The 12801-nt window shown below is 64.8% G+C and carries 9 protein-coding genes and 2 pseudogenes; 9 read left to right on the forward strand and 2 right to left on the reverse strand.

Annotated features, from left to right (window positions below; genetic code table 11):
• Nucleotides 1-278 precede the first annotated feature (278 nt).
• Nucleotides 279-1490: a hypothetical protein gene (locus FMQ63_RS37435; protein ID WP_020477669.1), complete on the forward strand. Its 1212-nt coding sequence runs from the start codon at nt 279-281 to the stop codon at nt 1488-1490.
• A 214-nt stretch (nt 1491-1704) separates the two neighbouring features.
• On the opposite strand, the gene FMQ63_RS15610 is transcribed toward FMQ63_RS37435, so the two are convergent.
• Complete coding sequence (locus FMQ63_RS15610) at nt 1705-2847, reverse strand: DUF1259 domain-containing protein (protein ID WP_225909823.1); 1143 nt, start codon at nt 2845-2847, stop codon at nt 1705-1707.
• 939 nt (nt 2848-3786) lie between these two features.
• Between FMQ63_RS15610 and FMQ63_RS15615 the strand changes: the two genes are divergently transcribed.
• From FMQ63_RS15615 to FMQ63_RS15650, 8 genes and pseudogenes are all read left to right on the forward strand, one after another.
• A complete protein-coding gene (locus tag FMQ63_RS15615; RefSeq protein WP_011551878.1) occupies nt 3787-5166 on the forward strand; it encodes an SH3 domain-containing protein in 1380 nt (459 codons plus the stop codon).
• A gap of 571 nt (nt 5167-5737) precedes the next feature.
• On the forward strand, nt 5738-6223 hold the full coding sequence (locus tag FMQ63_RS37965) for a transposase (protein WP_225909964.1): 486 nt from the start codon (nt 5738-5740) through the stop codon (nt 6221-6223).
• Nucleotides 6224-6244: 21 nt separating this feature from the next.
• Nucleotides 6245-6433 carry a transposase gene (locus FMQ63_RS15625; RefSeq protein WP_011551876.1) on the forward strand — a complete coding sequence of 63 codons (189 nt, stop codon included), beginning with the start codon at nt 6245-6247 and terminating at the stop codon, nt 6431-6433.
• A 9-nt stretch (nt 6434-6442) separates the two neighbouring features.
• A complete protein-coding gene (locus FMQ63_RS15630) occupies nt 6443-7000 on the forward strand; it encodes a dihydrofolate reductase family protein (protein WP_011551875.1) in 558 nt (185 codons plus the stop codon).
• A gap of 169 nt (nt 7001-7169) precedes the next feature.
• Complete coding sequence (locus FMQ63_RS15635; protein WP_011551874.1) at nt 7170-7475, forward strand: transposase; 306 nt, start codon at nt 7170-7172, stop codon at nt 7473-7475.
• 64 nt (nt 7476-7539) lie between these two features.
• Nucleotides 7540-7794: pseudogene (locus FMQ63_RS15640) on the forward strand (IS30 family transposase); the annotation flags it as partial.
• Nucleotides 7795-7801: 7 nt separating this feature from the next.
• Nucleotides 7802-8089 (forward strand): annotated as a pseudogene (locus tag FMQ63_RS37440) (IS3 family transposase); the annotation flags it as partial.
• Nucleotides 8090-9247: 1158 nt separating this feature from the next.
• Nucleotides 9248-11647 carry a kelch repeat-containing protein gene (locus FMQ63_RS15650; RefSeq protein WP_225909822.1) on the forward strand — a complete coding sequence of 800 codons (2400 nt, stop codon included), beginning with the start codon at nt 9248-9250 and terminating at the stop codon, nt 11645-11647.
• Nucleotides 11648-12137: 490 nt separating this feature from the next.
• Here FMQ63_RS15650 and FMQ63_RS15660 read toward each other — a convergent pair whose 3' ends face one another.
• Nucleotides 12138-12632: a hypothetical protein gene (locus FMQ63_RS15660; RefSeq protein WP_225909821.1), complete on the reverse strand. Its 495-nt coding sequence runs from the start codon at nt 12630-12632 to the stop codon at nt 12138-12140.
• Between the last annotated feature and the right edge of the window lie 169 nt (nt 12633-12801).

Raw genomic sequence — 12801 nt, forward strand, 5'->3', positions numbered from 1 at the left:
CGGTGTGCCTACCCAAAATTCGGTCGCCGCGTCATGGGCGCGTCAAAGTCCCGCTCAGCAGTGCGTCAATGCGCGAGAGCGAGGCGCGCGAGGGGCCATTGAGATCCTGTACTGGCGAGGCGGAGTCGGAATCACCAAGGGTGCAGGCTATTCTGGAGCACCTGGGCTCGCCCATGACATGTGCAAGGTTGTTCCCGCCGCGCCCCCCCCGGCCGCGTGGTGTTCCCGCGTGAGGTCTTCCCTTGTCGAGGGCCCGTCATCTGGGCTTCAGTGGGTGCATGGCCTTCGTGCTCTGGCTTCCCGTGCTTGTCGCCGTGCTCACGGCCCCCCCGGCTGTTCCCCAGGTCGCGCCTGCGCATCCGTCCTTCCCGGTCTGGTTCGACGCCCGCGTGAACGAGGAGCAGCCGAAGGTCTTCACGCGGTTCCAGGTGGACCTCGACGGTGATGGTCGGGACGACGAGGTGGTCTGCTACGGGTTCATGCGAAAGGACATCCCGCAGGTCATGGAGGCAGGCTTGCTCATCCTGGTGGGCCTGGCCAGTGGCGAGCGCTTTGCCTTCAACGAGGGGGCAGGCCCCGACGGACTCTCCGCCTGTCCCATGCCGCCCGACAAGGCGGAGGGCTCCGGCAAGGCGGTGCTCATCGTGGAGCGACAGGGCGGGGGGACCTCCTCGCGGGTGAAGCTTCGCTTCGACCGGAAGGGCCCCCTCCTCGTGGGCAGCGTGGTGAATACCCGGTTCAGCTCGAACAGCATGGACCTGTTGACCCAGCGTACCCATTCGTCCAACTACACAGCGCCGATGTCGGACGACGAGAATGATGAGGGAGATGAGTCCGAGTCGGACGGCATGGCGCATGGCGTCTCTGATTTAGAAGCCACGGTTCTTCCTTCTCCTGGACAGGTCTCCTGGGGCCAGAAGCACTGGAAGGGGCCCGAGGACGCGGACCTGAAAGTGAGCCTGCGCCGACGCGGTGACCTGCTGGTGGTGAGCGTCCGGTTGCGAGATGACAAGATGGTGACCGCGACGGATGGCAGCCCCAAGGCCATTCTCGCCGCGGACCACCTCGAGCTGTCGTGGACGGAGTGGGCCGCCACCAAGTCCGGGACGAACCAGTATGTGCAGCTGGGGGTCGCGCGCAATGCGCGAGGGACTCCCGTGGCCACCTGGTTCCGTCCTCCGTGGAAGAAGGACACGCCGCTGCCCACCATCCGGTGGACCTCCCCCGATGCCGTGGAGGTGGACCTTCGCCTGCGCTGGCTCATGCCGACGCCCGCGAAGCTCGGCTACTACGACCCGACAAGCGTCACTCCCCAGCTCAAGGTTTCCTTCTCCGATGGAGACGGGAAGGGGCAGGAGACACTGGTGGACGTCAACGCGGGCATGCTCTTCTTCGCCGAGCCGGGGCGGCCGTTTCCCACCGTGGAGCAATACGTTCAGCCGTGGATGCGCGTGGCGGACGACGCCACCCTGCGCAGCCTCACGCTCTAATTGGAGTCGAAGGGCCAGGAAGACAGTGACTCGCGCGCGGCCAGCCAGGGTGCTGGTCCCCACTGTGCCTGCCTAAAAGTCACTCGCTGCGTCATGAGTGCGTCAATGCGAGTGAGCGAGGCGCGCAGGGGCCAGGAGTCTGGCCTTCCATTTACAGGACGCGAGGGCAGTCGGCCGTGGAGATAGGGACAGAGTCGCGTATACCACGGCGGGCTCACGGCCCAGTAGGCGCCAGGGTGAGCTCCATTGCCGAGCGAACTCCGCGTGCGAGTGCGTCTGCCGGCCCCACTCCCCAATAGTGGAGGAACAGCATCCGTGGCTCTTCGCCCGTCATGTGGTTATGAATGGCAACGATGTCGATGTTCGCCGCCCGCAGGGCCTTGAGCACGGGCTGCAGCTCGCTCTCCAGTATGGCGAAGTCCCCGTCTACAACGGCCTGCTGCGGCGTACCAGCGAATGCCGCCCAGGTGTTGACGCCCATCGCCTTGCCCATTTCATGCCCATATATGCGCACGGTGCGCCCCACGGTGACCTTGTAGACGCCGTCCTTGGACGTGCCCTTCTGGCCTAGCAACGCGTCGAGCTTCGTGACATCCAGTTTCGAGCGGGCCGGGTCCACCGAGGCGCGAGGCACACGGCCCTTCCCTCCCGCCGTCTCACGCAGGCGGGTGAACACCTTGCCCACCGCGTCGGCGAGCCTGGCCGTCTCCCCCATGCCGCTGATGTGCATGAACATCACCTTCGGCTGTTCCCAGAAGAAGTGGTTGTGCAGGGCCGTGACCTCCAGCCCGTTCTGGAGCGCCACGTCCATCACCGGGTTCACCTGGTCCTCGAGCAGGACGATGTCGCCCATCACCATGGTGGCGTCCCCCACGCGCTTGAAGGCGGCCCAGGCGGTCAGGCCGAGGGGCGGGATGAGCTTCACGCCGGCCGCGCCCACCTTGAGGTCAGTACGGGGCAGATTCACCTTGAACACCCCCTCGTCGGCGCTCAGCTCGCCCTTGGCGCCGGTTCTCCGCTCGATATCCGCAGTGTCAATCCCCACGTCTTTGGGTTGGTCGCCCTTGCGCTGCTGGGCATGAGCCGCGCCGGTGAATAGCAGGGCCACGACGAGCGCCAGGCACTTCCAGCATTCGCTTCTCAGCATCATCACGAGTCCTCCAACTTCGGGCAGTGCTACCCAATCCCACATGTCAGCGAACGAGCCTCTTGGTGAAGACGGCGTACAGGTCGAGGCGCGTGCCAGTCTCTTCTTGTCGGCGCGGGGATTGAGAGTGATGCCAGCCAACAGGCGCTCGAAGCCGGCAGTCTTGATGCGACCAAACTTCGAGTCATTCAGGCCGAAGTACGTGCACATGCTCCCAATGCGACGAGCGCGCCATCGTCGAGGCCAAAGCGATGAAGGAGTACATCGAAAGTGCGCCGATACCCCCCGTGTCGTTGTTTGCAAATGATGCGCGAAACAGAACTGTTGGCCCCTGGATGCCCCACGCAAGGCATTAGGTCCGCGGCACAGCAACAGCACCATGGCCAACATCATGGGGACACTGAAGCTATCTGCCCCCTTGCGACGCGGGAGGGCAAGGCCACCGAGTTCATCGCCGTCGCCCCCCGCCTCCGACTGCGTCGGCATTCATGCGGCCAAGGTAGGGGCTGGCTTCGAGGCTCACGAGCCCCTCCGCCAGCGCGCGGCATCCGCCTGTGCCCATCCCAAATTCGGTCGCTGAGTCATGGGGCGCCACTGCCTCACTCGGCACCGCGTCATTGCGAGCGAGCAAGGCGCGTCCGCCGAGGTGACGACTTCCCTGACACAGGGGCTTCCCAGTTGGTCCGTGAAGGCGGCGCGTAGCCGACAAGGCGGACCGGCCGTTCGCGGAGCTTCTGGAGCTACGGCGCATCGTGCAGTGAGAGGCGCTTCGCATCAGTTGCCCGCCCATGAAGACCGCGGCCTACGCCGCCGCCGTCAGTCTGCTCGCCCCGTTCACCCTCGAGCGGCATGCCCCCGGACCGCATGACGTCGCCATCGGCATCCTCCACCGCTGCATCTGCAACTCGGACATCCTCGGGGTGCCTCCCGGAGAAACGCCGCGCGCATGCGAAATAGCTCGCGTTGAGAGTTCGTTGTGCTTGAGGGTGAGCAACCGGCCACGAGAGGGACGATCTGCTCGCCCCCTCACGCACGCGCAGTCACATGGAGCCGTCTTCCCCTCAGGGAGTTGAACACATGAGCCGCCTGGCATCCCCCTCCACTCAGCCATGTGCGACGACGTTCCGGGCTGGCGCACGCACATGGCGCATGCGGATTCTCTCGCTTGCGGTGATGGGGACCACCGCCTGCGCCGCGCCGTCCGCGCTCGCCGTGTCTCCGGCCGGGGTGCCCGCGTTCAGCGAAGACATGCTGTCGCCCGAGTTCTGGATTCGCCGCGCGCCGTCTCCCGACGAGGTGCTGCTCGATGCCGACCAGGTGGCGGCGAAGCGCATGCGCGCCTTCGGTCCGGATGGCGGCCTGGTCGACTTGAAGCGCATCCCAGCCACGCTGACGCGGGCGGAAGTCGCCAGCTGGGTCAAGGATGCGCAGCAGACGCCCATCCAGGCAGCCATCGACGAACAGGGCCGGCTGGTGACGGAGGCGATGCTCGAAGAGCTGCGCCAGAACACCGCGGCCGAGCACATCCCCGAAGCATCCACCGCGCGCTACGGCCTCAGCGTGCGGCGCACGCCCCTGCGGTCCCTCCCGTCCGAGCGGCGATTCTTCGCGGCGGAGAACCTGCGCGACTACGAGAGCCTTCAGGCCGGCATCCTGTTCCCGGGCGAGCCGGTCGTCATCGCGCACCACAGCGCGGACCAGCAATGGCTGTTCGTCCTGACGACCCAGGGGCCCGCATGGGTCCGGCGCGGAGATGTCGCGGAAGGCACGGCGGACACGGTGTTCTCCTACGTGGCGAAGGCGCCCGGGCGTGTCGTCACGGGCGACCAGGTGCGCACGGTCTTCACGCCGGAAGCACCCGGGGTGTCCGAGCTCGAGCTCGACATGGGGGTCGCGCTGCCGCGGGCCGACGTGGCGCCCGGCGAGCCCGTCAATGGCGCCAGCAGCTATGCGTCGTGGCCGGTGCTGCTGCCGGTGCGTGAGCAGGACGGCACGCTGGCCTTCCAGAGCGCGCTGCTGCGCCGTACCGCCGACACCGCGCCGGGCTATCTGCCGCTGACACGTGCCAACATCCTCCGCCAGGCGTTCAAGTTCCTCGGCGAGCGCTACGGCTGGGGGCACCAGTTCAATGCGCGCGACTGCAGCGGCCTGACCAGCGAGGTGTACCGCAGCCTGGGGCTGTTCCTGCCGCCCAACTCCGGGATGCAAGGGAAGAGCGCGGCGCTGAACCACCGCCTCTTCACGGCCCAGGACTCACACACCGAGCGGCTGCGCGCGCTGGCCCGGGCGCAGGTGGGCGACCTCATCGTCGTTCCCGGTCATGTGTTGATGCTCATTGGCCACGTGAATGGCGAGCCCTACGTCATCCAGGATGTGCCGTATGCCGTATTCAAGGATCCGGCCACGCAGCAGCTCCGGAAGACGAAGCTGAACCAGGTGTCGGTCACCCCGCTGCTGCCGCTGTACGCCGACGACACGACCCTATACGTGGACGCGATGACGAGCCTCGTGCACGTCACGCAGCCATAGACCCGACCGCCGAGCGCGTCGGGTCCCTCACCGCGGCCCGGGCGGACGCCTCCTCTCGCGGACATCATCACGCGCGGCGACACCATCGCGGCACGCCGCTCCGGCAGCCAGTTCACTGGCACCAGCGGCGCGGCCAGGAAGGCCAGGGGCTGTGCCTACCCCAAATTCGGTCGCTGCGCCCTGAGCGCGTCAAATCCACGAAGGACATTGCGTCAATGCGAGTGAGCGAGGCGCGCACGGGGCAGGTGCGCGTGCGGCTGTGATGCAGGGCTATCACCGAGGGGTGTCCGGACTTCCGACACCTCCCCCCATCTCGGCAGGCCTGAACTTCCAAGACCGCTGGGGATGACGGAGGAATCGCCATACTGGACTCGGTCCCCCTCCGGTAGTTCCCATCTTTGGCCCCGGTCACCGCCAAGGCATGGAGCTGGCTGTGCCGCCCAGGCCCCTCTCGCGAAGTTCCGCTGGCCGTAGCTGATGCGCGAGGCGGGGCTGCCCGTCCCGAACCAGGCTGCGCCTCCTCAGCCTCTGGCGCAGCATCAGTCCCCCGTTGAACCGTGCGTCAGCGCAAGTGAGAGAGGCCCGCACGGCAGAGGCGACATCTTCCCTGACCCAGGGGGCTCCATCTCGGAAACCTCAAACTTCGTCTCCCCGCGGCGCTGAGCTTAAGCGCGCAGCGGTCGCGGCGCTAACCGTCGAACGCGACACGCTGCGGCTCGCCTACCGCAACCTGCAGCAAGAGCTGGAGTTGATGCGAAGCCGGCTCTTCGTCGCCAAAGCCGAGCGGCTCGATACGACCCAGCTCGGCCTCGAGTTTGCCTACAAGCTCGCGGCACTCGACGCGCTCAACCACCAGCTCGGACAGCCCGCTGCGTCCGCGCCGGCGGATCCAACCGAGACGGGCGGGGCGCGCCCGCCTGGCGGCAAGCGCAAGCCGACTGGGCGTCGCGACCTACGCGAGGCCGACCTCCCGGAGGAACGCATCGAACTGAACGCCCCGCTGCTCGAGGGCTCCGCCCCGAGGAGCGGCTGGGAGGAGAGCTGTCAGCTCGCCTGACGGCGCCCGAGCCACGTCCGCATGGTCATCGCCCGCGCCAAGTACCGCGACGCCGACGCGGCGGACACTGCCGAGCCGACGAGCGTGACCGCACCGCTGCCGCCGCAGCTCCTGCCGCGCGCGCTCGCGACACCTTCGCTCCTGGCGCACATCCTCAGCGACAAGTTCTGCGACGGCCTGCCGTTCCATCGCCAGGAGTGTATGGCTTAGACTCGCCGCATGGGACTCTTGACCTTCAGCATCAACGTCACCTTGGACGGCTGCGTCGACCACCAGGAGGGAATCGCCGACAACGAGACACACGCCTTCTTCACCCGCCTCATGGACGAGGGCGGGGCGATGCTGTGGGGCCGCGTCACCTACGAGATGATGGAGAGCTACTGGCCAGCGGTCGCCCGCGGCGACGAGGAGGCGCCGCCGGCGATGCGCGAGTGGGCGGTCAATCTGGAGGCCAAGCCGAAGTACGTGGTGTCGTCGACGCGAAAGGACTTCCCGTGGACCAATAGCCACCACATCGCCGGCGACCTGCGCACGGGCGTGCAGAAGCTCAAGGACGCGACCCCGGCCGGCGTGCTCCTCGGTAGCGGCAAGCTCGCGACCGAGCTGGACCGGCTGGATCTGATCGACGAGTACAAGTTCCTCGTCCACCCCAGGATCGCCGGCCACGGCCCGACCCTGTACCAGAGCGGGCTGCCCAGCACGCGACGGCTCGAGCTGCTCTCGGCGAAGCCGCTCCGCAGCGGCGCGGTCGCCATGCACTACCGGCGCGCGCGCTGAGACGCCCGGCCCCGCCCGCCGGGAGCAGGGAGCCGAATCCTCCTAGAGCGGGGCGGCCCCGTATACTCCCGGCCCACGTTTTCTGGCTCACCCAACGCATCAGAGTGATGGGGCCTGTTGAGCGTCACCCGATTCCGTGGACACCCCCGATGTGATGGAAGGGTGTTCGATGTCGGAGCGCGAGAAAAAGAGGCGGCAACGACGTAGCTTCCTCCCTGAGTTCAAGTCCGGGGCGGTGAAGTTGGTGCTGGAGGAGGGCAAGTCCATCGCGGAGGTGGCGAGGGACTTGGACCTGACGGAGACGGCCTTCCGCCGGTGGGTGGAGCAGGCCCGGACGGACCGGGGGCAAGGCAAGCCGGGCGCCCTCACCAGCGAGGAGCGGGCGGAACTCTCCCAGTTGCGCAAACGCCTGCGGCAGCTGGAAATGGAGAAAGAGCTACTAAAAACGCGGCGGCCTTCTTCGCGAAGGAGATGAAGTGAAGGTCCGCTTCATCCACGTGGAGAAGGCCTCTCTGCCAGTAGCCCTCCTGCGCGCCGACACGGGCTTGGCCATCTACTTCTGTGACCCGCACAGTCCATGGCAGCGAGGCACGAACGAGCACACCAACGGACTGCTCCGTCAGTACTTCCCGAAAGGGACGGACCTGTCCCGTTACTCTCGTGCGGAGCTGGCCACTGTCGCCCTTGCCCTCAACAGCCGGCCACGCAAGACGCTTGGCTGGAAAACACCTGCCGAGGCTCTCAACTCTTATCTATACTTACTTCAACCAAACGGCGTTGCGACGACCGCTTGAATCCGAGCAATACGCCAGCGAGGACTACCGGGAGCGGCTGGCAGAGCACGGAGTCACCTGCTCGATGAGCCGCAAGGGCAATTGCTGGGACAACGCCGTCGTCGAAAGCTTCTTCAGCAGCTTGAAGATGGAGCTCGTCCACACGCGCCGCTTCCTGACGCGAGAAGAGGCTCGACGAGCGCTATTCGATTTCATTGAGGTGTTCTACAACCGGAAGCGCCGTCACTCCTCACTCGGCTACATCAGCCCTGTGGAATACGAGCGAACGGCTGAGTTGCGAAGGCAGGCAGCGTAGCCAACCTGTCCACCGAAGCGAGTGATGCTCACAGCCCTGCGCAGTGGCTCGAGCCAGCCTTGCCAGGCAGGGCTCAAGGTCGCGGTGAAGAATTCTGCCCAAGACTGAAAATACCCCTCCATTTACATTCTGCTTGACGTAGCCTTCAAGGGAGTCAGCGCAAAGCCCTGGCAATGCGGGAAGGCCGCGCTGCAGCAAGAACGGAGGACCATACGTGTCCAGTGAAGTACTTTTCATCAGGTATAGGACATGGAGGACCGCGCGAGGAAGGGGTGTCCTCGCAGCGATGCTCTTCAGTTGCTGCGTACTTGGCCCCCTTCATGGGCACGCACAGGAACGGGACGAGGTGCAAACCTACCTCCTCTCCGCACGGCGCCACTATGACAACCTCGAGTACGAGCAGGCACTCGCACAGCTCACCCAAGCCCGCAGCCTCACCATCCAAGAAGAGGACAGCGTGCTTCTCTCACTCTATGAAGGCATCATCTTAGCGGACCTTCTGAGGAACGATGCAGCCGATGCAGCCTTCAAGGCGGCTCTCGTCCTCAGGCCGGACTCAAAGCTACCCGAAAAGGCGTCGCCCAAAGTAGAGCGAAGGTTCGAGGACATTCGGAAGCAGGTGAAACGCGAATTAGAGAGGCACCGCCGCATCGCAACGGTGGAGCCTCGTGGGAGAGTGCCGCCCCCCGCCAATGAGCGGCCTGCCGACGACGTGCCGGTATCTGGCCCTGTCGCGGAAATACATCCCACGCCACTAACTGTGTCAGCGCCCCAAGCCACACCTACAGTTGCAGATAAGTCTGTCCCCCTAATCACTCAGGCATCCGAGCGTAGCACCATGCGCAGCCGAGCTTGGATCCCTGCAGTAGTAGGAGGCGCACTGCTGGTCGGTGGTGGAGTCGCCTATTCGCAAGCCTGGAGCGAGCGCTCCCGTCTTCGAAACAACGATGCACGCCTAGGGACTCTCCAAGACGCAAATCGCAGCGCGTCTCGCGGGAGCACCCTCCAGACGGTGGGCTTGGGGCTTGCCAGCGCTGGCGTGGTGGGGATGGGCGTCTCCATTGGCATGTACCTGTTAGGAAGTCCCTCGGTACCGGACAGGCCGGGAGTCAGTGTGACGACGGATGGGACATCTGCATTCATGATTGGGCGATGGCCATGAGCACAATCCTCCGCTACTGCATAGCACTGGGCGCTCTCCTGCCCCTCTTCTCCGGCTGTATAGACTTCGAGCAAGAGAAGAGCGATTTCTGCCGACGCAACCCTGAGCGATGTGACCCACCCAAGGCGGTTGAGCCGAATCCGCCTCAACTCATCGAGGTCCCCAGACACTCTTCATATGTGGAAGGAGGAGGCCAGCTAGACTTCCACGTCTCCGCAGTGGATCCGCAGGGCAGCACGCTCAGTTTTGATTGGTTCGCGAACGTCGGCACCTTGAGCTCCGCCCAGGAAACCTCCAGCACGAGCCATGTCACTTGGCGAGCCCCTGCGTGCCTGGCCTCGGGAGTCACTGCCTCCTTCACAATCACCGCGAGCAATGATTTCAAACTATCTGCCTCGGCCCAGTTCTCCGCCATTGGCATCCCGGATTGCCCGACATGGGAACCAACCGGCAGCATGAGTGAAGGCCGCTCTGAATTCACGGCCACACTTCTACGCTCGGGCAAGGTACTCGTGGCAGGAGGATACGGGGCGACCCAGGGGTACACAGTCCCGCCTGAGATTTACGACCCGGTGACAGACACCTGGGCAGCTACCGTCAACCTTTCCATGGGTCGCAGAGGTCACACGGCCACGCTGCTCCCTTCGGGCAAGGTACTGGTCGCAGGTGGCTACGGAAGCACTGGATTCCTCGCCACGGCGGAGGTGTACGACCCGTTCGCCGGCACCTGGACTGCTACTGGCAATCTCTCCGTGGGCCGAGGCCGCCACTCGGCCACGCTACTTGCCTCCGGAAAAGTCCTGATCACAGGCGGCAATGCCAACAGCGGCCCCCTTGCCACGGCTGAACTCTACGACCCGACCACAGGCACCTGGGCCTCCGCCGCAAGCATGACCTCGGGCCGGCTCCTCCACACTGCCACACTTCTCCCCTCAGGCAAGGTCCTGGCAACAGGAGGGACTCTCAATAACGAACTCCTCGCCACAACGGAACTCTACGACCCATACAATAATACCTGGACCTCCACCGGCAGCCTCTCTGCGAGCCGACGCGAGCACACAGCTACGCTGCTTCCCTCTGGCAAGGTACTGGTAACAGGCGGCTATGGCATTGGCGGAACCCTCGCCACATCAGAAGTGTATGAGCCGAACACAGGCACCTGGGCCTCCACTGGAAGCCTCTCCACTGAGCGAAACTTCCATACGGCCACGCTCCTACCCTCGGGCAAAGTGCTGGTGGCAGGCGGCTCCGGCAAGGGCGGATACCGAACGACCGCAGAAGTCTACGACCCGACCCCAGGCACCTGGACCGCAACGAGTAGCCTCTCGGTGGGCCGCAATCAGGCTACAGCCACATTGCTGCCCTCGGGCAAGGTGCTGATGGCAGGCGGCAGAAACGACCTTGTGACAGCAGAGGTTTACAATCCGGGGACAGGCACCTGGGGCTCCACCGGCAACCCCTCCACGGGTCGCATTGAGCACACGGCCACGCTGCTCACTTCGGGCAAGGTACTTGTTGCAGGTGGCTACGGGAGTGGCGAAAAGCACTTCGCCACGGCGGAATTGTACGACCCGACCACAGGCATCTGGACTTCCACTGGCAATCTCTCCGCGGGCCGAAGCACTCACACCGCCACGCTGCTTTCCTCTGGAAAGGTCCTGGTGACAGGCGGCCAGGGAAATACCCCTGGGTACCTCGCCACGGCAGAAGTGTATGACCCAGACACAGGCATCTGGACCTCTATCGAAAGCATGGCCTCTGGCCGTATCTACCACACAGCCACCCTGCTCCCCTCAGGCAAAGTCCTGGTGACAGGCGGCGTTCTCGGCACAACGAACCTCGCCTCGGCAGAATTGTACGACCCGCACACTGGAACCTGGACCACTACTGGCAGTCTCTCCGCGAGCCGAAGTGCTCACACGGCCACCCTGATTCCCCCTGGGAAGGTGCTTGTAACAGGCGGTAATTCATTGAGCGGCACTCTCGCCACGACCGAGATGTACGACCCGCACACTGGTACTTGGACATCCACAGGCAACCTCTCTGCAGAGCGTTTTCTCCATACAGCCACACTGCTCCCCTCAGGCAAGGTGCTGGTAGCAGGCGCCGGCACCGCAGAACTGTACGACCCAGCAACAAATAGCTGGGCCTTCACCGGTAGCTTGGTAACAGAAAGCTATGAGCACTCGGCCACGCTACTCCCCTCCGGAATGGTATTGGTAACAGGTGGCGTCAACACCGCAGAGGTATTCAACCCGGAAACAGGCACCTGGTTCCGCACTGGCAGCCCAAAGTTCAGATACACCAATGCGGTGGTGTTGCTACACTCGGGGAAGGTACTGGCAACCGGATACAACAGCCCGAACCTCGGGGTGGCAGAGATATACACCCCCTGAGAGCTTGTCCCCAAAAGTCTCCATATCTCATGCCCCCCCGGGGCTGACGGGCCGCATCCGCGGCATGCGAGTGCGGGAGGAGCGCGTCCTCGCGGACAGGAAGCTGGCGAAGAGTGGCGGACAGGTGGATGAGCTGCTCTCCGCGTGCTGGGAGGAAATGCAGGAGGCAGGCCCCTACGCCTTCACTGACGGGAAGGTGAATTGGGGTCAGGTGCTTCAGGGGGACCGCCTCTACGCGCTCCCCCAGGTGCGCGTCCTCACCTACGGCCCCGAGTACGCCTTCGCCGTCCCCTGTCAGAGCGCAGCCTGCCGAGGCCGCATCGCCTGGGAGCTGAACTTGACGCAGTTGCCAGTGCGTGCCGTCTCGAACACAAGCCGCGCGGCCTTCATGGCCGGCAAGCGCTTCGAGACGACGCTGCCCGACGCCGGCAAGCGTGGGCGCCGGCCTCGGAATCTGGCTCTGGAGGATGCGAAGGCGGCCGGAGTCCGCCTAAAGGCAACTCTCGTCGAGCACGTATCCAACGTACAGGGAGGTGTTCGCGCTATCCACCACGAGTCCGCGGAGGAAGCCAGTTGCGCCACAGCCGAAGGAGTACTCGGGCAGGTTGCCCACCTTGCAGCCAGCGTTCTTCCCGCCCACCGTGGGCATCACCGTGATTCTCCCCGTCTTGAGATTCCTGCAGGAGAGCTGAATCGTCGAGAGGGTATTCTTACTGCACCAGTCTTCATTCGCTGAGTCCTCCGCCCAACCGTTGATGCCGGCGACCTTCTGGACAACTTCTCCCTCCGCACAGTCCTGGGTGAAGGGATTGCCCCCCGTGCCACCAATCGAGGGAGCGCCCATGGCCGTACCGATGATTTCTCCTGAGTTGAAGCGAGCACAGCGCATCCCGAGCGCATCCAACCCCGCTCCTTCTTGCCCGTGGATTCCAACTGCGACCTCGCCCCCCCCGCACGTGAGCACCTGGACGGCGTCGTTCTTCACGCACTTCGTCCCCGCGCCGTCTCGCAGATACCCGGGCTTGCACGTCCAAGGACAGGTGGCCTGAGCAGCCGTTGGGCTCGTATAATCCGCGTTCGCGGGAGCATTCGTGCAGGCATTGCGGACATTGGAGTTCGCGGGCGACCAATACCCAATTCCGACGTCGACACAG

Source organism: Myxococcus sp. CA005 (genome assembly GCF_006518205.1).
In the GTDB taxonomy this organism is placed as follows: domain Bacteria; phylum Myxococcota; class Myxococcia; order Myxococcales; family Myxococcaceae; genus Myxococcus; species Myxococcus xanthus.